Consider the following 22,529-nt stretch of genomic DNA (forward strand, 5'->3'; position numbering starts at 1 on the left):
GGAGAAGTGAATGGATTTAATAAAAAATGCCCTAATTAATGATGTATTGAGCACTTGCTGCTCAGACCCATTTGGCTGTTTAGGACTTCAATCATCCCCTTCTAAAAAAGGCTTGTCACTGCTTGTTTGGCAACCCGAAGCGGTTTCTATTCGCGTATTGGCCATCGACTCAGACAAAGTACTGGCCACAATGAAGGAAACAGAAGACAAGGGCATGTTTTACGCGGCATGGCCAAAAGAAAGTACTCGTTTCCACTATCGACTTGAAATAACTTACAAAGATAAAAGCACTTATACACTGGTCGATCCATACCAATTCCCAAATACTACCTTTGTGGATCCTGATCACCACCAAGCGAACCTTTACAAAAGCCAAGGGGCAATACGGGCAAGTGCAAAAGTAAACGATCAACTGACGATTCAAGGCACTCGTTTTGCAGTTTACGCGCCAGCAGCGCGTTCCGTGTCTGTGGTCGGCGATTTTAATGCTTGGGACGGTCGTATTCACCCTATGTCAAGCAACGGTGACGGTATCTGGCGCCTCTTCATTCCGGATGTTAACCATGGTGCGCGTTATAAATTCGAAATCCGCTCAAACGCGGGTGATCTCTTGCCTCATCGAAGTGATCCTTATGCCCAGCGCATTGAGCAATATCCGTCTTTCGCTAGCGTGACGTGTTTTGATGACAAACATCAATGGCAGGACGATGCTTGGGTTAAGCGCCCTATTGAAGACCTCTACGAACAACCCATGAGCATTTATGAATTGCACATTGGCTCATGGCGTCGCAAGGCAGACAACCAGCCTCTGACTTATTTAGAGATCAAAGACCAGCTGGTGCCATACATGATTGAAATGGGTTACACCCATGTCGAGCTACTGCCTATTACGGAATACCCGTTTGATGGTTCATGGGGCTATCAACCTGTAGGCCTGTATGCGGTAACGTCGCGCTTCGGCACACCAGAAGACTTTAAAGCCCTAGTTGATGCACTCCATCAGGCCAACATTGGCGTCATTATGGATTGGGTTCCAGCGCATTTCCCTGCGGACAGTCATGGGTTAGCAAACTTTGATGGTTCAAAGCAATACGAATACCCAGACCCGAAAAAAGGCTGGCACCCTGAATGGAACTCGCTCATTTACGACTTTGGTAAAGATCATGTAGTGAATTACCTCATTAGTAATGCGGTATATTGGTTAGAAGAATTCCACATAGATGGTCTTCGTGTGGATGCAGTGGCCTCTATGCTGTATTTGGATTATTCTCGCGAAGACGGTGAATGGATTCCAAACAAGGACGGCGGCAACCATAATTACGAAGCCATCGATTTCTTGCGTCGCTTAAACGAAACCGTTTACTTGAATCACCCACGCTGTTTCACTGTGGCCGAAGAATCCACCGCTTTTCCGGGTGTGTCCAAGCCGACTTATATGAATGGTCTAGGCTTTGGTTTCAAATGGAATATGGGCTGGATGAACGACTCGCTTGCTTATATCAAACGTGATCCGATTTATCGTCAGCATCATCAAGGCGAACTCAGCTTTAGTATGGTGTACGCCTTTGACGAGCAATTTGTATTACCGATTTCTCACGATGAGGTCGTCCACGGAAAGGGCTCCATGATTACCAAGATGCCAGGTGATGCTTGGCAAAAATTCGCCAACTTACGTGCTTTCTCTGCCTATATGTACTTCCACCCGGGTAAAAAGCTCAACTTTATGGGCAATGAATTTGCACAAGGTCAAGAATGGAGTCATGAGCGATCTTTGGATTGGCATTTATTAGAAACCGACTTTCACAAAGCCCAACAAACTTTATCAAAAGACCTAAACCATCTTTATAAAAACGAGCCATGCTTACAGTATGATCATTCCTATCAAGGCTTTGAATGGATCAGCTACGATGACAATGCAAATAGTATTTTGGCTTTTGCTCGTAAAGCCAAAGACAGCGACGAACATGTGATTGCCGTCATTAACTTTACACCAACGCCTCATGGTCGCTATCGCATCGGCGTACCCAAAACAGGCCGTTATGCGATTCTCATGGACACGGATGATAAAGACTATACGGGGAGTGGCTATGCCAAGATCAAAGAATACAAGACCCAAACCGTCGCCAGTCATGGTCGCGAACAGAGCATTGAGCTACAAGTCCCGCCACTTGCTGGCGTTTTGTTAAAATGGCTTGATAAACCCTAACCTTCTACACACTAGACAGTAACGATCACAGCAGCTAGAGGCACTAATGAACCAAACGTACCCAATTTCCAATGGCTCTTCTTTTCCTCTAGGTGCGACCGTGACCGACAACGGTGTTAATTTCGCAGTCGTCTCCGAGGACGCCAGCCAGCTGTATTTATGTTTGTTTGATCAAGAGGGGCAAGAACAAGAACCGCTGCCTTTTATCAATAAACACAAAGGCATCTGGTACATGGAAGTTCTTGGCCTCAAAGAGGGTCAGCACTATGGTTTACGCGCTGATGGCGAATTCAATCCACAACAGCAGCGACTTTTTAATAAACATAAGTTACTGATAGACCCTTACGCCAAAGATCTTAGTGACAAGCTTGTCTGGCATGAAGATCAATCAGCGATGACCAAAGAGGGTCAACGCCACACCACAGACTCGGCTTATTGCGTGCCGAAATCCATTGTTCGCCGCGTAACAGCCAGCCCGAAACGCCCACCAAGAGTCAAAGTAACACCTTCTAGCCGCGCGTTGTATGAACTGCACGTAAAAGGATTTAGTAAGAACCTTCCCATTGACGAAGCCATTAGAGGCACTTACCTTGGCGTTATTTCTGCCGTCGGCATCGAGCATCTAAAAAGCCTTAACATCACCACGATCCAATTAATGCCTTGTTTTAGCTTTATGACCGAACGTCATTTGGAGTTACTAGGGCTCAATAATTATTGGGGTTACAACCCAATCCATTTTTTCGCGCCTGAACCATCCTACGCCAAACAAGACGCCGTTGTAGAGTTTCAGCAAATGGTCAATGGGCTAAAAGAAGCGGGATTTGAGGTCATTCTAGACGTCGTCTATAACCACACAGCAGAAAGCGAACTAGATCACTCGAGCGTCTGTTTTCGAGGCCTAGACAATGCTCACTATTATCGACACCAAGATGGCCAATATTTGAATTACACAGGATGTGGAAACTGCATTGACACTTACAACCCAAACAGCATTCGCCTTATTTGCGACAGCATGCGTTATTGGGTAGAAGTAATGGGCGTAGATGGCTTTCGTTTTGATTTGGGCGTCGACCTTGGTCGCACCGATCACGACTTTTCAGCCAAGGCCCCTTTGCTGCAAGCCATTCTTCAAGACCCTATTTTAAGTGAAACTTGTCTTGTTATGGAACCATGGGATATTGGCCCAAATGGCTATCAAGTTGGGCAATTTCCTAGAGGTTTTCTGGAATGTAACGATCAATATCGCGATACCATTCGCCGTTTTTGGCGTGGAGACAAAGGTATGGTGCCTGAGTTTGCAACACGCCTTTTAGGTTCGAGAGACTTATTCCATAAAGGGCAAAAGAACGCCCTTACCTCAGTCAATTACATAACTTACCATGACGGCTACACCATGAAAGATTTGGTGTCCTATCACCAACGCCATAATCTTGCCAACATGGAAGAAAACCGTGATGGACACAGCAACAACCTTAGCCAAAATTTTGGTACAGAAGGCGACACCGACGACATAAATATTCAACAACAGCGCCTTAATCAGCAACTTTGCTTTATGGCGACACTGCTATTGAGCCAAGGCACACCACATATTCTAGGGGGGGATGAGCTATCCCATAGCCAACAAGGCAATAACAACGCCTATTGCCAAGACAACGACATGACATGGCAAATTTGGCAGGATATAGACAAGGAAACACGCCTTGCGAGAGACGCCATTCAGAATACCCTTTCTACTTTAATGACATTGCGCAAAACCTACCCAATATTGGCCGAAATTCGTCTAGAGGATGATCCTCTTTATCAGCACACAACCCCAGATAAAATTCAGTGGCTTAATGAGCAAAGCGAAGCAATGACAATAGAGAATTGGGCCGATGGCAGCCGACATTTCATTGCCTTCACTCTAATACCAGCGGATCTGTCTAGCCGTTTTTGGATTGTTTTTTACAGTGACGACACGCCGCTCAACGTGGCATTTCCAGCAGAAAGCCACTCAATAAAACCGCTTTACCAAACGCCTGGCTTATCTATAAAGGATGGCGCACTTTATTGCGCTTACCGAGGAGTCTTTGTCGGTCAATTTTAACCATCATGCAAAAAGTCTGGATTCAAATTCACTCGGCAGTGGATTTGAATCCCATTCGAAACCCACCCCAGTGCTTACCGTTGACAAAAATTGGCACGGAAAGATCATGTAGAATTTCGCCAGTATCCCGTTTGTAGGTTTGCAACAGAAAAGAATCTGTATGAGCGCCACAACGGCGCCCTGTGGCGTCGTTAAATATTCGTTTAGTTCGGTTACTGAGTAAATCTTTGTCGTAGTTTCCCGTGAGCGGCTGGCTGAATTTCTTATTATGAGTTGGAAAATAGCCATTTATATCCACCGCCCCAGCAAACATGACTTCTTTATGATTTTCTAGCACGGCTTCTTGGATAGCAGGAAAGGTGCGATCGCTAAATTTGTCATAAGGCGTCGTAAATTTTTGAGGTTTTGTTCCTGGTATCGGTTGATAATCAGTGGAAAAAACCGCTTGTTGAGTCAGCTCGCCACTAGCAATGGCGTCTTCAAATAAGTGACCTATTGCTTGAGCAGACGCCTTGCCGACGCTAAGTAATTCTGAGAAAAACAACGACTGATCGACTTTATCTAACTCTCTAAACACCACTTCCGTCCCCTTACTCAGATGAGCAGCTTCTTTTGAAAGGCGGTCACTGCGTTCAGAAATATCCTGTAAAGACTGACTAATGCGTGAAATAGAACCATTAATTTGCGTACTTGTCGTGCCTAGATCTTCCCCTGCTTGTTCCACTTCGGACAACACCATGGACGCATTTTGAACCTCTTCTGTTAACGAGAGGAAACGCTGAGTTTCCCCCAGCAAGGTATTGGACAAGGATTCAGTTAACTCTTGTAGCGCTGCCATTTCATGATTTGTCAGTTCACTGTTGCGACGTACGTCCGCTAACAAGCTTGAGATTTGCTCCGATGCATGAGCACTTTTACCAGCTAATGCGCGAACTTCATCCGCCACGACAGCAAAGCCCCTACCCTGCTCACCAGCCCGAGCGGCCTCAATAGCGGCATTTAATGCCAGTAAATTGGTCTGTTCAGACACCCCTTTAATCACCGCCGTAATACTGTCAATATCATCGGCACTTTGGGTTAATAACGCTAATTGTTGACTGGCAGTCTGTACCTTTTGTGTGAGCTGATTGATTTGCTCCGCACTCTGTGAAAGCGCACGCTGTGCTGTCTGACTGGATTTGGCCGTCACACTCATGGTCTGAGCTAATTGCCCCAAATGATTTGAAAGAGTCAATCCTGTGTCTGAAAGCGTTCCAACCGCTTGTGTAATTTGCTGGCTGTCGTCACGGGTAAGGTGAATGTCCTTGCTAAGCGTGTCCACAAAATGCGAGACCTCTGCCGCTCCCATCGCCATCTTAGAGGTAGCACGAGTGACCGTTTTACTGACGTCGGAAAACGCCTCGGTTAAATCGGATTCTGCCGCAAACTTAGGCGTTTGAGACAAGTGTTTTGTTTGCAATAGCAACAAGACACCAAGGACACTGCTTAGCAATAATCCGGCAATAAGATAAGGAGAGGAAATACCATCTTGCTCGTACCCCAAAAAAAAGAGTGCAAACAGTCCTAAAACACTACCTAAGCGGAGATAAAACATCAGTCTTCCCTTTTATTGACTATTATTTTTTTGCTAGTGTTGAACGATGCCTGCGAAAGATCAATTTAAAACAAGAAGCCTACGACTAAAGTTGTATAACATTGACAAAAACTTGATATAACGCCCCTTGGTTATTTAAAAGCCCTTTCCCGCCTCGTCCTGTTCAGATAATCACACTATAAATGTAGCACTTTTTATCAAAATACAGCTAAACTCAAAGAGCACTCAAAAGGTGTTATAAAAATAATCACATCATCGCGCACAATCTGCCGATGAAGACATTGAGGACAACATCATGATCGTCAACAAAACCACGCCAGCGCCTTTTTATCTAGAATTAGGTCAATTAACCGCAGACAGCGTTAAGCACCTTACTCCTTCTTTTGACCACCTTCCTCCTAACCCCTATGCCGATGGCGCCTTTCGATTACGTCGTTATTCACGTTTTACCGTCACTCAAAATAGGATTAAGCGTTTGCCGTCTCAGGCGTTTGTTCAAGACGAAAGCATTAATCATTTCCAAGGCAACGTTGTGCGCCGTTATGAAGAGATCGACGATAAAATAGTCAACGACCCTGCTTTCGTAGAACTGTTTGAGCATTTTCAAACAATGGCTAATGTCGCCGACAATACCCCCATTGAAGTCCATCAATTGCGAATCTTTGCAGATCATAAAAGTGTTGAAGTCGCCCCGGAAGGCGTTCACCAAGATGGCTTTGATCGCATAGGTATTTACGTAATGCAGCGACATAATATCGATGGTGGCCACATCAATGTTCACCTCGATAAAAATAGCCCAGCCCTGATCAGTCATGATTTCGATAAAGGCGAATTTGTTGTCTTGAATGACCGTAGATTTTTCCACAGTGCACAGCCTATAAAGCCGAGGGATGGTGAGCAAGGTTACATGGACATTTTTGTGCTTACGGCAAATTTAGTGCATTAACAACGCTGGCGAAGCAAACGCAACACTCTGGTTTACGCTTATTTTCCTTGTTAAATCAATCAAAAAGCATTATGGAGGAAAGCAGGATACGTGGTATAAAGCACAAATGTAAACATTTGTAATTTTTTGTACCAACTCTGTGAGTCAACAAGGAAAGACCTTCGTGACAAAGACGTATACCACACCGGAAAAAGATAGAAACAGTACGGAAAATCTTAGTAAAAAGTCCGTATTGATCATTGAAGACATGAACGAAATGCGCCTAATGTTGAGATCCATGATGCTCTCATTAGGCTATACAAATATAGAAGTGGAAGCATCAGGACAGAGCGCGCTAAAGCGTATCGCCGCTAAGCACTTTGATATTATATTGTCTGATTACAACCTTGGTGGCCGGATTAACGGCCAACAAGTTTTAGAGATTGCTCGGAAAAATAATATTCTTGCTCACACGACTATTTTCATCATGATTACTGCGGATACAGGCTACGACAGCGTAGTCAGTGCCATCGAACACCACCCTGACAGCTACATGGTCAAACCTTTTACTCCTGCCACCCTGTATCGTCGATTGAGCCGTATAAAACTGCAAAAAAGCATCTTTTCCGAAGTAGATGAGCATCGCAGCAATCTGGATTTTGAGGCAATGGAAAGCAAAGCCAAAGCCATAATGGCCCAACACCCTCAATACATCAGTTTATGTCTAAAAGCGATTGGAGAATCCCTGCTCAGCAGAAAAGACTATAAAGCGGCCAAAATCCATTACATGCGCGTACTCAAAAATAACCAAGAAACGTCTTGGGCACACTTTGGTGTCGCGCAGGCAGATCTCTGTCTAGATCAACCACTTTCTGCAGTGAAAAGCTTAGAAAGAACCATCAGCATCAGTCGCCACTTTTTACCAGCTTATGATGAACTTGCTAACGCGCAAGAAAAATTAAACAATCTTAAAGCCGCTCAAAAGGCAATCTTAGCAAGTCTAGAGATCACGCCACGCTCGCTGGCCAGAACAAAAAGATTGGGAAAAATCAGCGTAAAGCTAAAAGACTGGCAAACGGCAGAACAAGCCTATTCAAGAGTGATTCGTTTAACTAGGGATACTCAGCACGAAAAAATAGAATTTTATTACGATCACCTTAAATGCCTGATCGCATTGCAAGAAAATGAGGAACCAACACCACAAACAACTGAGAAACTCCAACGCTCTTTAACAAGGTTACGCATGTTAGGAAAAGACGATCCTGTTGTTGTTTCAAACTCTTTTCGTGTCGAAGTTCAGCAACATCTTCACAGAGAACGAAAAAATGATGCTATAAAATCGTGGAAACAATGGAAACAATTAATATTGTCTGGGAAGGCCTCATCGATGACTCATCAGCAAGAATTGACACTAAAAAAGCGACTGGGACTGTTTTGATTCGCAAGCGCAAAAGACATATTCTTTTGCGCTTCGGCACGTCACTTTAAAGAAGCTTCGTTTATAAAAAATGGTACCGCAAAGAACACAACTTAACGAAAAAAGCTCAGCTTGCTTCGCTCCTCATTGTGATGTATAAAAAATACAATTACATTCTGTAACAATTTTAAAAAAACATAATATACTGATTTAAAAGGAAAATTTTAAAATCAATACAAATTAAAACGATAATTTACGATAACTATAAGTTTTTTAATTTCTCAAATGATATAAATGGAAAATCAGATTTAATCAGAGCTTATTAGAGTCAGGTAGTCCCTTTGACAGATGCAATCATTCTAGGCGTTGAAAACACCAATGACGTTCAGCGAAAGCTGATAAATACCAGCAAAAAACGGGTATTAATCATTGAAGATATTGGTGAAATGCGATTGATGCTCAAATCCTTAATGACATCAATGGGCTATTCCGATATTGATGTAGAACCCTCTGGTCAGGCCGCTATAAAACGCATTTTGGAAAAGCGTTATGATGTGGTGTTATCCGATTATAATTTAGGTGGAACCATAGATGGTCAGCAAATTCTAGAGACCTCTCGTAAAAACTATTCACAAGATCACTCCACTATTTTCATTATGATTACGGCTGACACCGCTTACGAAAGTGTGGTCAGTGTGTTGGAATATCAACCTGATAGTTATTTGGTGAAACCCTTTCCCCCAGCTGCTTTTTTTCGCCGCTTTGAGCGGGTCGAAACGCAAAAGAAAACTTTTGAGAGTATAAACAACGCACGAAAAATAAACGATTTTGAGACCATGGAATCTCAAGCTAAATCCGTCATGGTGCAATATCCGCATTTTGCGAGCCAATGCCTAAAAGTCATTGGTGAGTCACTCTATGCTCGGGGTCGCTACAAGGATGCAAAAAGCCACTATATGCTGATCACTCAAAAAAGCAAAAATTTGGCTTGGGCGCATTTTGGTATCGCCTTGTGTGAGTTAAAACTTGGCACGATCGCTGCGGCGATAAAAAAATTCGAACACACCATCAGCTTAAGCCGACACTTTTTATCCGCTTACGATCTACTTGCTGACGCACAAGAAAGTCTAGGCAATTTAGAAGCCGCTCAGTCCGCAATGCTAAGTGTCTTGGAAGTGTCGCCCCGATCATATGAAAGAGCCCTTAGACTTGCACAGATAAGCATGCGGCTAGAAGATTGGCCCTGCGCTGAACAAGCCTACTCTCGGGTCATTCGCCTAACGCGAGAAACCAGCAATGAAAAAGTCGAGTTCTACTACGACTATTTAAAATGCTTAACAAACATGATGGCAAGCAGCGCAGATAACTCAAAATTAGCCGATAAATTTAAACGTACTCTCATTCGCCTACGTACATTCGGAAAAGGCAATCCAGCGGCCGTGTCCAACTCTTTCCGCGCGGAGATACAACAATACCTAACTCGTGACCACCTAGGTGAAGCCATTAAATCTTGGAAACAGTGGAATCGATTGATTAAATCTGGGCATGCTTCCCCACTCAGTGATGCTCAAAAGTATACGCTTAAAAAGCGCCTCGGCTTGCTATAATCCTGCGACACCGTTATCGTCATGCGCTCATTTTTTATTACGCCAGAGCAGCAGACTATGACGGCTACCCATTCTTTTTCGACCTTAGTGCCAGATGCCATTTTAGACGCAGTCGAATCCACCGGATTGTGGAGTGACTCGCGTATTTACCCACTTAACAGCTATGAAAATCGTGTCTATCAAATCGGCATTGAAGATGGCACACCTGTCATTGCTAAATTTTACCGCCCAGAACGCTGGACAGAAGCACAAATTCGAGAAGAGCATCAAACACTACTAACGTTAAAAGCGGCAGGGGTACCTGTTGTCGCTCCATTGGAATTTAACGGCGACAGTGTATTGCGTCATAACAGCATGTTCTTTTGCTTGTCTCCTCGGTTAATTGGACAGCATCCTGAAGCGGATAATTTGGATCAGCTGTATCAGCTTGGTGAGCTAATTGGTCAGTTACACCATACCATGTCATCACCTTTTCTAGAGCGCATTACAGTTTACCCTTTAACGCAAATAGATAACGCCGCCAACCAGATTCTTGTAGGGAATACTTTTTCTACAAAATGCCAGCTACCTGAAAAACTCAAGCCTATTTACAAACAGCAAATCGCCAAATTGCGCGATATGAGCCAAGCTACGATAAACGCATACTGGCCAGTATCTTTACGACCTATACATGGCGATAGCCATCGCAGCAATCTGATGCTACACAATGAACAATTTCATTTGTTAGACTTTGACGATTGCCAAAACGGCGTCGCTGTGCAAGATTTATGGTTACACATCACTCAAACAGAAAATCCACAACAGCAGTTGAGTGAAATAATTGAAGGGTATGAGACCTATTTACCCTTCGATAGAAGAGAACTCAGTTTAATAGATGTTTTCAAAAGTACGCGTGTGATCAGCTACGCGGCTTGGTTACAAAGTCGTTGGGATGACCCAGCGTTTAATAAGGCTTTCGCATGGTTTGGCAGTGAGGAGTACTGGACAAACCATCTTAATGAACTGAAAAACTGTGAACTAGAATGGGGAGAAATGTCTAAATGATATCATTAGCGCAAGGACTGCATAATGTATTTGGTTTCAACGAATTCCGAGAAGGACAACAACAAACAATAGAACAATTGCTCGCAGGACACTCCTCGCTTGCGGTGTTTCCGACAGGCTCCGGAAAATCCCTGTGTTATCAATTTACAGCGACCCAACTCCCCCATTTAACATTGGTCATCTCACCCTTAATTGCCTTAATGCACGATCAATTGGCATTTTTAAATACCAAAGGCATTCCAGCGGCTTGTCTTGACTCTAGTCAGAGCAAAGAAGAAAGCCAAGCGGTCATGTCGGGCGTACGCAGCGGCACCATCAAAATTTTAATGATTTCGGTTGAACGTTTTAAAAACGAGCGTTTTCGACGCTTTATAAAACACATTCCCATTTCCATGCTCGTAGTAGATGAAGCTCATTGTATTTCTGAGTGGGGGCATAACTTTCGACCAGACTATTTAAAATTACCGTCATATCAACAAGAACTCGCCATTCCATTGGTCTTGCTGTTAACCGCTACGGCAACTCGTCGAGTACAACGAGATATGGCACAAAAATTTGCTATTTTTCCCGAACATATAGTGCAAACGGGCTTTTATCGACACAACTTAGACATTGATCTAATTCCAGTACAAAACCATAACAAGCTAAACGCCTTAAAAAATATTCTCAATGAAACCCAAGGTGCGAGTATTGTTTATGTCACTCAACAAAAAACCGCCGAAGAAGTTGCTCATGCACTTCAAGCTGACGGCTACTCAGCCATCGCCTATCATGCGGGTTTAGACAGCGAGATTCGCAGCGCCATCCAATCAGATTTTATGGCGAGCAAAACCCGTATTATCGTTGCCACTATTGCCTTTGGCATGGGGATAGACAAAGCCGATATTCGGCTCGTGGTACACTTTGACCTGCCCAAGTCCATTGAAAACTATAGTCAAGAAATCGGCCGTGCGGGCCGTGACAACAACCCCAGCCGTTGTGTACTGCTTGCTAGCTTGGAAGGATTAAGCACCTTAGAAAACTTCGTCTATGGTGATACACCAGAAGCTCATGAAATCGAGAGCTTACTGCATTACATTGCAACGCAAACCGTCGAACAAGACCATGAAAACGAATGGGAAATGCAAGGGTACGGGTTATCACAGCACACGAACATACGCGCTCTGCCATTGAAAACCCTTTTAGTTCAACTTGAACTGTGCGGCGCGATTACCCCAAAATACAGCTATTACGCCGATGTTCGCTTAAAATGGGAAGGCGATAGAAATGCTTTTGCTAGCCAAATACCCAATCAATGGCAAGCCGGCTATCAGGCCATATTAAAAGGCATTCAGTACAAAAAAATCTGGGGGACCCCCCATTTTGAAAAGCTATTTAATGAAGCGGGTTTAACTCGAAGCGACGTTTTGCAAATCTTAGAGTTTGCTGCCGACCAACACGTTCTCACACTGGAAAGTAAGGCGCTTACCGAGGTGTTCCAAACACACCCTGATCACTTTCATCATCCAATATTGGCAAACCAATTACAGCACTATGTTGAAGAAAAACAAAGTGCAGAGATTGAACGCCTCGCCACCATGATTCGTTTCTTTCAACTAGATCGCTGCCTAAATCACAATCTGGCACGTTATTTTGGGGATCAGAATTCGCCAGAGCATTGCGGACACTGCTCAGTTTGTCGAGGAAATGTTCTCATTTTTCAGCCGTCAACGACAAACAATGACCGAGAGTGGCAGAAGAACCTAGCGCAATATGTTCAGGAATGTGTTCAGCATATTAAAAAGAAAAGCCCAACCACACCCATTACCGCCGTGTTAATAACGCGTTTCTTGACTGGATTAACACAACCTATCTTCACCAAGATAAAAGCCCGCCAGCTAAGCGGGTTCGGTGTGTATGAGGAACAAGGTTATTTAAGCGTATTAAACGCCGTTAAACAGCACCTTTCTAATTGACGCTGACACATTCCAAAGGCACTAAGAATCGGTACTGCTGTTTTCTTTGTATACGCTCACTTCAATGAGATTGTTATCTGGATCATTAAAATAAACGGATTGGATAGGCCCCAAAGCACCAGATTTTGTAACGGGGCCTTCTAAAATAGTCACTTTGCAGGCTTTTAAATGAGCCATTACCTTATCAATTGCCCAGCTCGTAATCAGACAAACATCACCAGACCCTTCCATAGCATGATTGCGCAATTCTTGACCAAGCAATTGAAAATTGATTTTTTGCTGACCAAAACGAACGGCTCTGCGGCCTTCACCAAACGTAATAGGTTCCATTTTTAAAACCCTTTCATAAAAAGTGACCGCTCTCTCTATGTTCGCTACAGTCAAAACAATGTGATCAAAACGTTGAATCATGACTCCCTTCCCCTATGGTTTGAGCGATTATTAAACCCTGTCATGCTACGAATGATTGCTTTCAATGACAAGTGTTAATGCCTAATCCAACAATGATTTCAGCGCCATTTCACCGTCAATAAGATTCTGCTTTTGACGTCTGTTCAGCTTTTTTACTTGATATTCCAGTACCAGCGCCTCACTTTTTGAACCTACTGGTTGCTGCCACACTAGTTCCAATGGGCCCTTACCTTTGAGATAGCGAGCGGCCCGCTTACTGACACCAGAGTGTTCTTTGAAGCGACGATCAACATCCGTACTAATGCCTGTGTAAAGCGTATTTAAACGAGTCTTTATCATATAAAGACTCCACTCACTTTCTCTTAAAAGGCCGTTTTCATTTTGTTTTTCTGTCACGTCAACACTCCATCAAAAGCATTTACTGAGCAATAATCAACAACAAGGTGGACGCAGTAGCCATGCCCATACAAAGATTAAACAAACGCTGACGTTTTTGATCCGTCAACCAACGACGAATACTCACCCCCGCCCAAGCCCACATAGCAATAGCAGGAAATCCTACAACAGCAAACAAAACAATCATCCACAAGCCAGACTGAGCATACAGGTCACCCGCAATCGAAAAGGTACTCACACACCCAATCGCCATCATCCACGCTTTCGGATTGACGTATTGAAACAGCAAAGCCTGCCACCATGACATCGGAGAAGAAGACGCTTTTTTAGTGTCTAGATTGCCCACTGGTGCACTGGCAATTTTCCATGCTAACCACAATAAATACGCACAGCCTACCCATTTCAATACACTGTACAAAGGAGGATACAAGGTAAATAGTGCTCCAAGGCCAAGCAAGGTAGACAACAATAGCGTAGCAACCCCTAACACAATACCTAACATATGCGGCAAGGTTCGGCGAAAACCAAACTGAGCCCCTGATGCTAACAACATAATATTATTCGGCCCAGGCGTCACTGAGGTCACAAAAGCAAACATGGCAAGTGCTAAGAAAAAAGACACGTCTATCATAGTGATCGTCCTTTCTCTTTTATGGTTAACCGCAGATCTTTCAAAAAACCCAGCCAAGTCGCTCGCGAGATTTCTGCCTGTTGACGCTCTACAGTCAAACCAATATCCATCCTCTGCTGAGCCGTTAAGAGAGCCATCTTTTTACGTGTTTTAAAACGCACTACGCTGTGTTGAATAGAAACCAATAGGCTAACGATAAGCATGACACGCTCCTTTTTAATCACATTGTAGAATTCAAATGTGGTATGTGTATGAGTAGTTACTTTAAAGCATGTAATAAAAGCAATACAGACTCAGAAAATACTCTAACCAAACATACAGAAGACATAGAAAGCATACTGTATGATCCAATAAACCCCAATCTGTATGGTTAAATCCATACAGAAAAAGACCTACAATCAAGGGGTATATTAGTTTAAGCGTCGCCATCGAAAGGGAACACACCATGATACTCTATAAAAATTTAGCCAATCGCCTACGAGAGCACATACAGCATGATTTCTATAAGCCTGGTGACAAGCTCCCATCAGTCCGACAGCTGGCTCAAGAACATGGTGTAAGCATCTCTACGGTCCAAGAAGCTTATCGCCAACTAGAACAAGATGCCCTTGTAGAGGCGCGACCTAAATCGGGTTACTTTGTCTGTTCTCGCAAAAAAGACAGTTTACCCAGTGTTTCTAGACCCCCACAGCGTCCTTTAGAAGTGTCGCAGTGGGAAGAAGTACTCAATATGCTGATGATTCGCAGTAATCACAAAGGCGTACAGTTACAGCACGCGATGCCAGACATGACAGCGCCAACATTAAAGCCCTTGCTGAAGACCTTAGCGGATCTTGCCAAACAAAAACCAGAGCTTGGCTTGGGTTATGCCGATATTCGTGGCACGGAAGAGCTACGGACTCAGCTTTGCCGGCTTGCCGTCGCCTCTGGCTGCCAATTACACCCAGATGACGTGGTGGTGACATCTGGCTGCCAAGAAGCCTTATCGGTTTGCCTTAGAGCCGTGACAAAACCCGGTGATATTATCGCGATTGAATCCCCCAGCTTTTATGGTTCTATGCAGGCCATTAAAGCCGCAAACCTAAAAGCCATGGAAATCCCAACCCATCCCGAAACAGGCATCAGCTTAGAGGCTTTGGAATTGGCACTAGATCAATGGCCAATCAAAGCGATTTTTGTCACCCCGACCTGCAACAATCCCATGGGCTACACCATGCCAGAGGATAAAAAGGAGCAGCTCTATCGGTTAGCACAAAGCTATGATATCGCTATTATTGAAGACGATATCTACGGTGATATCTCTTATCAATTCCCTCGCCCTAGAACCATCAAATCGTTTGATACCGATGGCCGAGTACTGTTGTGCTCTTCTTTCTCCAAAACCATCGCTCCCGGTATGCGTGTTGGCTGGATCGCTCCCGGTCGCTACAGAGATAAAGTAACACACGTAAAATACGTGAGCAGCTCTATGTGCCCAGTACTCCCTCAACTCGCCATCGCGAAGTTCATTCGTCTAGGCGGCTACGCCAAGCACATACGTCAAATGAGGCAACACTACGAGCAACAACGTGACCATCTACTTAATGCCATTAAAACCTATCTGCCCAGTGATACCAGAGTCAGCTACCCTGACGGCAGCTTTATTTTATGGGTAGAGCTTCACACCCACCTTGATAGCATGAAATTGGTAGAACACTGCCGTGAAGAAGGCGTCGGCTTTGCTCCCGGCCCACTTTTCTCTGCTACGGGTAAATATCGCAATTGTTTCCGACTCAACTTTAGTGAACAAAGCGCCGAAAAACGTGAATGGGCAATCAAAACGTTAGCAACGATTTTACAGGGCGTTGAGTTACGAGCAAAAGTCGGGTGAACCAATCCACCTGCTTTTGCGTAGTAAACAAATATCAACTCAATAGTCGAGCCACGTTTGCGACATCGTCTTGTAAAGAAACGCAAATACACTTAAAGCCTTGATGTAAAAACGCAATAATCCAATACCTTGCTCATCTAATGTCATCTACAGAGCATAATGCTATGTACTCAGCCTTCTTGAAACTAGGAATGTGAATGATCACTCGACCTTGCTTGAACATAATAGGGTTACTCTGCCTAAGCATGGCACTGATCGCCTGTAGCCCTACACAAACACGTGAAGACTTCGCGAGTTTGGCACAAAGCGATCTAGACGCAGTCAGCGAATCCAAAGCCACCCATTGGCAAACAATGGACAAAATCGCGCCAGCAAGTTACTTAACAGATCTGATCAACGACCCGCAACTAGAGGGCTTAATTCAACAAGCCCTGCAGGCCAACCCGAGCCTACAAAAAACACAGCTTACGTTGCAAGCCAGTCTATGGAGCCTAAAAAGCCAACAAGGCGATTCACTCCCCAGTGTTGAAGCCGGCTTTTCAAGCAATAAGTCAGAAGGCGAGAGTACCAGCTATAAGGCCGATCTGAGCATTAGCTGGGAAGCCGACTTGTGGCAAAAACTTGCACAAGCAGAACAAGCCACAGCAAAAACCCTCGCCAGCGATGAAGCGCTTTTTCAGGCCAGTCGAGACACCTTGGTCGCCAATGTTATTAAATCTTGGCTTGCGATTACGGCAAAGCAACACGCCATCACCATCGAAGAAAAACGCCTCGCCCTGTTGGAAGCCAATGAAAAACTCATTTTAAAACGCTTCAGAAATGGTCTAGGGGATTTAGAAGCATTAGATGAATCGCGCACTTCCGCCTCCCAGTCGAAAGCAGACCTAGTGGAATACCAAGAAAATCTGGCCATCGAAATACGTAATTTACAGCTGTATTTAGGCCGTACTGACCCTGTAGATTTTGTAATAAATGCGGATTACCCCAGGGTAAATCTTACCCTTAGTGATTTCCCAAACCAAAACTTGCAACGCCGGCCTGACTTAAAGTCTGCGTATTTAGCCATTGAAGCAGCGGATTTAAACACCTCTGTTGCCTACAAAGACATGCTGCCCAGTATCAGTCTCAGCGCAACCTTGAGCGAAACGGCAGCCTCACCAAGAACCGCGTTATTTGGCTCTCCCATTTGGTCTTTATTGGGGCAAATTACTCAGCCGCTTTATCAAGGAGGACAGTTAAAAGCCGCCGCAGAAATCGCCAAGTTAGAAACCGCCCAAGCCTATCAAGAATACCGCGATACGCTGTTAACAGCGGTTAATGAAGTCGAAAATACCCTAGGACAAGAACGCGTCTTGTCTCAACAAGTGCGCCATATACAGGACGCTCTTGCCAGCTCGCAAAAAAACCTCAATCAGTATGAGAAAAAATATCGTACTGGCCTCGTTGAATTAAACGATTTGATCAACGTCCAAGAAACCACCTTTGATTTAGAAGCGCAATTGGACAATTTAATTTACCAACACTTATCTAACAGAGTCGATTTAGGGCTCGCACTTGGGCTTGGAGTAAAATCGGAATGAAGTACCTTTCTCAGTGGATCACCTTACTGCTGGCTGGCATCGCCATTGCGGGCGTTTATTTTTATGTAACTCACGCTATGGAAGCCCAAAAAAATAGAATACAAACACCCCGTCCAGCCGCGCCAGAACAGGCGGTAGAGCTTTCAACTCTCACCACTACGACAGGCAGCTATGCGGCTACCATTAACGCTTCAGGGCTAGTCAAACCAAGATATTCACTCACGATGACAAGCCAAGTGAGTGGTGAAGTCATTCGTCTTTCCAACCAATTTGAATCAGGCCAAGTGATTAAAAAAGGCCAAGAGCTAGGGCAACTGCAAAACAGTGAGCTCAATAGCTCAGTCGCCAGCGCAAAAAATACACTAGCTGCCGCTGAGCTTGCCCTTAAAGAAGAAATTCGCCAAGGAGAACAGGCCAAAGCCGAATGGCAAGCGGCGGGATTTGCAGGGGAACCTGACTCAGATTTAGTACTGAGAGCCCCTCAACTTGCGGCCGCCAAGACTGAAGTAGAAGCCGCAAAAGCCGCCCTAGACAATGCGCAAACCAAATTAGCCTATACAAAATTAATCGCCCCTTTTGATGCCTTGGTCATTACGCGAAATGTGTCCCCAGGTTCGTACCTTAGTACAGGCAGTGAAATAGCCACTTTATACAGTACAGACCGAGCCGAAATCCAACTCGATCTCTCTAACAGCGACTGGCTGAAGCTCCCCGATACAAACACATTATTGAAAAACTGGCCTGTCTTAGTATCCAGCATTGATAGCAACGAAACATGGCAGGGTAAGGTATTAAGCATCAACCAGCATATAGATGAAACAACAAGAATGCGCAGCCTTACCATCAGTGTTGATCATCCCTTGAAACAAACCCCACCGCTGATACCTGGGGCCTTTGTTGACGTTTCTATTCAAGGCAAACGCCTCGACAATTTGTGGCGCCTTCCTAATACTGCGTTAAGCCAAAAGAGCGAAATTTGGTATGTGGATGATGACAGTCGATTGGCTGCTTTTGAAACCACACCGCGCTTTGTCGACACTAAATACGTTTATATTCAAGTGCCCGAGTCTATGCGTAACAGAACCTATCAGGTCCTTATTCAACCTTATAACAGTTATTTAAAGGGCACTTTAGTGAAAACACATGATACTGCAAACGCAACCAACAAGAGCGTGCAACCATGAGCCCAATGGATCAACCTAAAGGCATTATTCCTTGGTTTGCTAATAACCCAGTTGCGGCAAATTTACTGCTGATTTTGGTCATCAGTTTAGGGATTCTAAACATGGGCTCTTTGAATAAAGAAGCCTTCCCTAGTTTAACACCCAACCGCGTGGCTATCTCTGTTAGCAATGACACTGGGTCGGCCAAAGAGAACGAAGAAGGCATTGCGATTCCATTAGAACAGGCCTTACAAGGTGTTTCTGGCATCAAAAACATCACCACATCTTCAACAGCCAGTGCCACCAGCACCAGCATCGAAATGCTAGATGGCTATGACATAGATATCTTGCTCGCGGACGTCAAAGACAAAGTAGATCAGATTTCGTCTTTTCCGGATGAAGCCGATCCAGCCGTTGTCACCAAAGCCACACGGGAGGAACATTCTATTTGGATTCAACTCTATGGCGATGTTGATCGACGCACGTTGCAAAAACTAACGGATGAACTGGAGTCCGATTTGCTAGCCAATGAAAACATCAGTGCCACCTCTGTCTCTGGTTGGTTAGACCCAACCATCATGATAGACATTGACAAAAACAAGCTCGAATCCTATGGACTCACCTTGTCTGATATAGCCACGGCCATCAACGCAGAATCGTCTCCCGCGCAAGTGGCAACACTGCGCGATGAACATATTTATTTAACAATCAGCGCATCAGAACAGGCCTATATAAAAAGTGAATTTGCCCGCATCCCTGTTCTTACCAATGACAAAGGCGGAAAACTTTTGCTTGGTGACATCGCCAACATACGGGACACCTTTGATGACGATGACTTTGTTTTATCGCGTTTCAATCGTGAAAACAGCCTCGCGATTCAAGTCCTCACCACTGGCATCAGTGACATATCTAATTCCGTACTCGGCGCTAAAGCGGTGATTCAAGATTGGCAAGACAATGGACGACTGCCCGCCAATGTGAAACTCGGCACTTGGTATGATCGCAGTGAGTCCATAAACCAACGTCTAGAGTTAATGGTAGAAAACGCCATTACAGGCGTGTTATTGGTTTTTATCTTACTGGCCATTTTTCTCAACGTGACTGTCGCTTTCTGGGTGGCAATGGGCCTGCCCTTTATCTTCTTTGGCACCCTATTTTTTATGGGCACCGAAAGCATTGGCTTAACGCTGAACATGTTTACTACATTTGGCTTTATAATGGCACTGGGAATCGTGGTAGACGATGCCGTTGTCGTGGGGGAAAGCGTCTATACCGTTCGCTCTAAAGAAGGTGACACCATTGGTAACACCATAAAAGGCACCATGACAGTAGCGATACCCACCCTCTTTGGGGTATTTACCACGGTTGCAGCATTCTGGGCGTTGTCCAACATAGAAGGTCGTTTAGGTCAGTTATATTCGCAATTTGCGACCGTTGTGGCTATTTGCCTCATTCTCTCAGTGATTGAATCAAAACTCATCCTGCCGGCTCACCTTGCCCATATCAACACCCAGAAATCAACTCGCACCAATCCACTCTCCAAGGCTTGGGCTATGGTACAACAAGGCGCCGATTTTGGCTTGCAATGGTTTAGTGAACGAGTGTATCGCCCGACAATAGACTTCTCGCTGCACCATAGATACGCAATCTGTCTCTTATTTGTCGCCATTTTTGTCTTGGTAATCTCCATGCCGTTTACGGGCGCCATACGCATGAGTTTCTTCCCCCAAATTCCAGGCGATACTGTCCGTGGTTCACTCACTATGTATAACGATGTCAGCTACGGACAAACCAACAAGGTCTTATTAGAGTTGGAAGAAAAGGCTTATCAAGCCGATATTGCATTGCGTAGTGAAACCAGCGAACGCCGTCGCCCTATGACCAATGCAGAGGAAGCCCCGAAACAAAAAACAGCGGCCAGTGCCAGTCTAGGAGAAAACAACGCGACAAAATCAGCGCAGCCGAAAGGCGATGTGGCTATCAAAAACATTCAAGTGACAGCAAGTGATGATCAATCCGGTGATATCCGTATCGAACTTGATGATGACAGACCTTACACTTCAGAACAGTTCGCCAATAAATGGCAGCAGCTATCAGGTATGCCGGAAGGCGTGAAAAACCTCAGAATTCGCAGCGCGCGTGAAACCGTGGACGCTCTAAAAATAGAACTTCGTGGCAACGATACCAGTGTGCTTAATGGCGCCATGGAAGAGCTATTAAGACAACTGAATACCCTGCCTGCGGTAACGGGCATCGAGCAAAATAACGAACCAACCGAATCGCGCCTTACCCTTAAACTGACGGATCAAGGTCGACTACTGGGCTTATCTTCCAGTGAATTAGCCACCCAAGTTGCCCGTAATTTTGACGGTCAGGTTGTGCAAAAATACCAACGTGACAATTCCGAGGTTGAAGTGCGCTTAGGCTACCCAAGCGAACAGAAAGAGTCCCCTGCTGCCGTCATGAACACAAAAGTCGTCTTAGCAGACGGTACCCGAGTCCCACTGTCGACTGTCGCCACGCTCTCTCAAGAAGATGCCGAGACTCGCATTATCCGTATTGATGGCAAACGATCTCAATACCTCTCAGCGGAGGTAGACAAAGACATCATGTCTTCTACTGAGGTGGTTGAGTATTTACAAAACGCCGTGGTACCGCAAATGCTGCGCCAGTTTGCTGGTGTTTCCATTTACTTCTCAGGAGAAGCGGAACAAAGGGAGAAGACACAATCCTCTATGTCGGAAATGTTCCTTATTGCCCTGTTAATCATTTATGGTCTCTTGGCTATACCGTTAAAATCCTACTCGCAGCCGCTGATTATCATGATGGCGATACCATTTGGCATTATCGGTGCGTTACTTGGTCATTGGATGAACAATCTAGCGTTGGGGATTTTCTCCCTAAACGGCATTCTTGCGCTCAGCGGTGTGGTGGTCAACGACAGTCTGTTACTGGTGTCACGCTTCAATGACCTTAGACATGAAACCAGCCATGTCAAAAAGGCCATAAGCCTCGCCTGTCGTAGTCGACTACGGGCGGTATTGCTGACGTCATTTACGACTTTCGCGGGCTTAATTCCGATTTTGTGGGAAACCTCAAGACAAGCGCAAATGCTCATACCTGCTGCCGTATCCCTCGCCTACGGCATCATGTTTGCCACGGTAATCACGCTCATATTGATCCCTGTATTATTGATGATAAAAGAAGATGTTCATCAGCTCATTCACCGATTAAAACATAAGACAATGGAAACCTTGGAACCGGCTAACGAAGGCGAGTAAAACAAACAGGCCAAGAGACCCGATTTATTCAAGGGTCTCTTGGCTTTTCTATGCGATTTATTGGCGAGCGCTGCAACCTCTATCGAACTCTCTATCGAACTAAAAGCAAGCCTAGCAATTTTAAACCGAACATTCCCTGTCACTTATTAACGCACTTCAAAACGGGGAAATCTTACACAAAACTCTCTCACGAATACGATCAACAGCCTCATTTTTTAAAAATATCTGTCTTTTTGAGCGTTTTTTTTCCATCAGGTGAAAAACCAAATTCCTCCATTAGACAAGGTCAAGGAACCTAGTTGCAGCAAGCGAAAAAAAACACGACAATTAGAAACATATTCCTAATTAATTCACTAAAAAGAG

At 44.6% G+C, this 22,529-nt stretch carries 16 protein-coding genes; 11 read left to right on the top strand and 5 right to left on the bottom strand.

Annotation, left to right across the window (positions count from 1 at the left end):
• Nucleotides 1–10 precede the first annotated feature (10 nt).
• On the top strand, nucleotides 11–2,206 hold the full coding sequence (gene glgB / locus DKT73_RS08950; protein ID WP_111638218.1) for a 1,4-alpha-glucan branching protein GlgB: 2,196 nt from the start codon (nucleotides 11–13) through the stop codon (nucleotides 2,204–2,206).
• Between the two features lie 46 nt (nucleotides 2,207–2,252).
• Nucleotides 2,253–4,292 (top strand): glycogen debranching protein GlgX, encoded by a 2,040-nt coding sequence (gene glgX, locus DKT73_RS08955; RefSeq protein WP_111638219.1) that lies wholly within the window; start codon nucleotides 2,253–2,255, stop codon nucleotides 4,290–4,292.
• A gap of 28 nt (nucleotides 4,293–4,320) precedes the next feature.
• Here the strand turns inward: glgX and DKT73_RS08960 are convergent, their stop codons facing one another.
• A complete protein-coding gene (locus tag DKT73_RS08960) occupies nucleotides 4,321–5,886 on the bottom strand; it encodes a methyl-accepting chemotaxis protein (protein WP_111638220.1) in 1,566 nt (521 codons plus the stop codon).
• A 295-nt stretch (nucleotides 5,887–6,181) separates the two neighbouring features.
• On the opposite strand from DKT73_RS08960, the gene DKT73_RS08965 reads away from it, so the two are divergent.
• The 5 genes from DKT73_RS08965 to DKT73_RS08985 all read left to right on the top strand — a co-directional run bounded on the left by DKT73_RS08965 (nucleotide 6,182) and on the right by DKT73_RS08985 (nucleotide 12,834).
• On the top strand, nucleotides 6,182–6,832 hold the full coding sequence (locus tag DKT73_RS08965) for a 2OG-Fe dioxygenase family protein (RefSeq protein ID WP_111638221.1): 651 nt from the start codon (nucleotides 6,182–6,184) through the stop codon (nucleotides 6,830–6,832).
• Nucleotides 6,833–6,995: 163 nt separating this feature from the next.
• Nucleotides 6,996–8,249: a response regulator gene (locus tag DKT73_RS08970; RefSeq protein WP_232827828.1), complete on the top strand. Its 1,254-nt coding sequence runs from the start codon at nucleotides 6,996–6,998 to the stop codon at nucleotides 8,247–8,249.
• Between the two features lie 320 nt (nucleotides 8,250–8,569).
• A complete protein-coding gene (locus tag DKT73_RS08975) occupies nucleotides 8,570–9,835 on the top strand; it encodes a response regulator (protein ID WP_111638222.1) in 1,266 nt (421 codons plus the stop codon).
• A 57-nt stretch (nucleotides 9,836–9,892) separates the two neighbouring features.
• Nucleotides 9,893–10,879: a serine/threonine protein kinase gene (locus tag DKT73_RS08980; protein ID WP_111638223.1), complete on the top strand. Its 987-nt coding sequence runs from the start codon at nucleotides 9,893–9,895 to the stop codon at nucleotides 10,877–10,879.
• On the top strand, nucleotides 10,876–12,834 hold the full coding sequence (locus DKT73_RS08985) for a RecQ family ATP-dependent DNA helicase (RefSeq protein WP_111638224.1): 1,959 nt from the start codon (nucleotides 10,876–10,878) through the stop codon (nucleotides 12,832–12,834). The genes DKT73_RS08980 and DKT73_RS08985 overlap by 4 nt, the downstream gene beginning before the upstream one ends.
• Before the next feature lie 21 nt (nucleotides 12,835–12,855).
• On the opposite strand, the gene DKT73_RS08990 is transcribed toward DKT73_RS08985, so the two are convergent.
• From DKT73_RS08990 to DKT73_RS09005, 4 genes are all read right to left on the bottom strand, one after another.
• Complete coding sequence (locus DKT73_RS08990) at nucleotides 12,856–13,245, bottom strand: VOC family protein (RefSeq protein WP_111638225.1); 390 nt, start codon at nucleotides 13,243–13,245, stop codon at nucleotides 12,856–12,858.
• 81 nt (nucleotides 13,246–13,326) lie between these two features.
• Nucleotides 13,327–13,584 carry a GIY-YIG nuclease family protein gene (locus tag DKT73_RS08995; protein WP_111638348.1) on the bottom strand — a complete coding sequence of 86 codons (258 nt, stop codon included), beginning with the start codon at nucleotides 13,582–13,584 and terminating at the stop codon, nucleotides 13,327–13,329.
• 79 nt (nucleotides 13,585–13,663) lie between these two features.
• Nucleotides 13,664–14,272 carry a LysE family translocator gene (locus DKT73_RS09000; protein ID WP_111638226.1) on the bottom strand — a complete coding sequence of 203 codons (609 nt, stop codon included), beginning with the start codon at nucleotides 14,270–14,272 and terminating at the stop codon, nucleotides 13,664–13,666.
• Nucleotides 14,269–14,475, bottom strand: coding sequence for a hypothetical protein (locus DKT73_RS09005; RefSeq protein ID WP_111638227.1), 207 nt, complete (start codon nucleotides 14,473–14,475; stop codon nucleotides 14,269–14,271). Before DKT73_RS09005 ends, DKT73_RS09000 begins: the two co-directional genes overlap by 4 nt.
• A 242-nt stretch (nucleotides 14,476–14,717) precedes the next feature.
• Between DKT73_RS09005 and DKT73_RS09010 the strand changes: the two genes are divergently transcribed.
• The 4 genes from DKT73_RS09010 (at nucleotide 14,718) to DKT73_RS09025 (ending at nucleotide 22,166) form a co-directional block, all read left to right on the top strand.
• Nucleotides 14,718–16,142 (top strand): aminotransferase-like domain-containing protein, encoded by a 1,425-nt coding sequence (locus DKT73_RS09010; protein WP_111638228.1) that lies wholly within the window; start codon nucleotides 14,718–14,720, stop codon nucleotides 16,140–16,142.
• Nucleotides 16,143–16,339: 197 nt separating this feature from the next.
• Nucleotides 16,340–17,722, top strand: coding sequence for a TolC family protein (locus DKT73_RS09015; protein WP_111638229.1), 1,383 nt, complete (start codon nucleotides 16,340–16,342; stop codon nucleotides 17,720–17,722).
• Nucleotides 17,719–18,906, top strand: coding sequence for an efflux RND transporter periplasmic adaptor subunit (locus tag DKT73_RS09020; RefSeq protein ID WP_111638230.1), 1,188 nt, complete (start codon nucleotides 17,719–17,721; stop codon nucleotides 18,904–18,906). The genes DKT73_RS09015 and DKT73_RS09020 overlap by 4 nt, the downstream gene beginning before the upstream one ends.
• The gene (locus DKT73_RS09025) at nucleotides 18,903–22,166 is read left to right on the top strand and encodes an efflux RND transporter permease subunit (protein ID WP_111638231.1); all 3,264 of its coding nucleotides are present in this window, start codon (nucleotides 18,903–18,905) and stop codon (nucleotides 22,164–22,166) included. Before DKT73_RS09020 ends, DKT73_RS09025 begins: the two co-directional genes overlap by 4 nt.
• Nucleotides 22,167–22,529 lie beyond the last annotated feature (363 nt).

The sequence above is a fragment of the Marinomonas shanghaiensis genome, from assembly GCF_003259175.1.
Lineage (GTDB): Bacteria > Pseudomonadota > Gammaproteobacteria > Pseudomonadales > Marinomonadaceae > Marinomonas > Marinomonas shanghaiensis.

Coding starts and splice junctions, on each gene's coding strand:
- DKT73_RS08980 (WP_111638223.1), top strand. CDS start 9,893: ATGACGGCTACCCATTCTTTTTCGACCTTAGTGCCAGATGCCATTTTA.
- glgX (WP_111638219.1), top strand. CDS start 2,253: ATGAACCAAACGTACCCAATTTCCAATGGCTCTTCTTTTCCTCTAGGT.
- DKT73_RS08990 (WP_111638225.1), bottom strand. CDS start 13,245: ATGATTCAACGTTTTGATCACATTGTTTTGACTGTAGCGAACATAGAG.
- DKT73_RS09015 (WP_111638229.1), top strand. CDS start 16,340: ATGATCACTCGACCTTGCTTGAACATAATAGGGTTACTCTGCCTAAGC.
- glgB (WP_111638218.1), top strand. CDS start 11: ATGGATTTAATAAAAAATGCCCTAATTAATGATGTATTGAGCACTTGC.
- DKT73_RS09020 (WP_111638230.1), top strand. CDS start 17,719: ATGAAGTACCTTTCTCAGTGGATCACCTTACTGCTGGCTGGCATCGCC.
- DKT73_RS09005 (WP_111638227.1), bottom strand. CDS start 14,475: ATGCTTATCGTTAGCCTATTGGTTTCTATTCAACACAGCGTAGTGCGT.
- DKT73_RS09025 (WP_111638231.1), top strand. CDS start 18,903: ATGAGCCCAATGGATCAACCTAAAGGCATTATTCCTTGGTTTGCTAAT.
- DKT73_RS09010 (WP_111638228.1), top strand. CDS start 14,718: ATGATACTCTATAAAAATTTAGCCAATCGCCTACGAGAGCACATACAG.
- DKT73_RS09000 (WP_111638226.1), bottom strand. CDS start 14,272: ATGATAGACGTGTCTTTTTTCTTAGCACTTGCCATGTTTGCTTTTGTG.
- DKT73_RS08965 (WP_111638221.1), top strand. CDS start 6,182: ATGATCGTCAACAAAACCACGCCAGCGCCTTTTTATCTAGAATTAGGT.
- DKT73_RS08995 (WP_111638348.1), bottom strand. CDS start 13,584: ATGATAAAGACTCGTTTAAATACGCTTTACACAGGCATTAGTACGGAT.
- DKT73_RS08985 (WP_111638224.1), top strand. CDS start 10,876: ATGATATCATTAGCGCAAGGACTGCATAATGTATTTGGTTTCAACGAA.
- DKT73_RS08960 (WP_111638220.1), bottom strand. CDS start 5,886: ATGTTTTATCTCCGCTTAGGTAGTGTTTTAGGACTGTTTGCACTCTTT.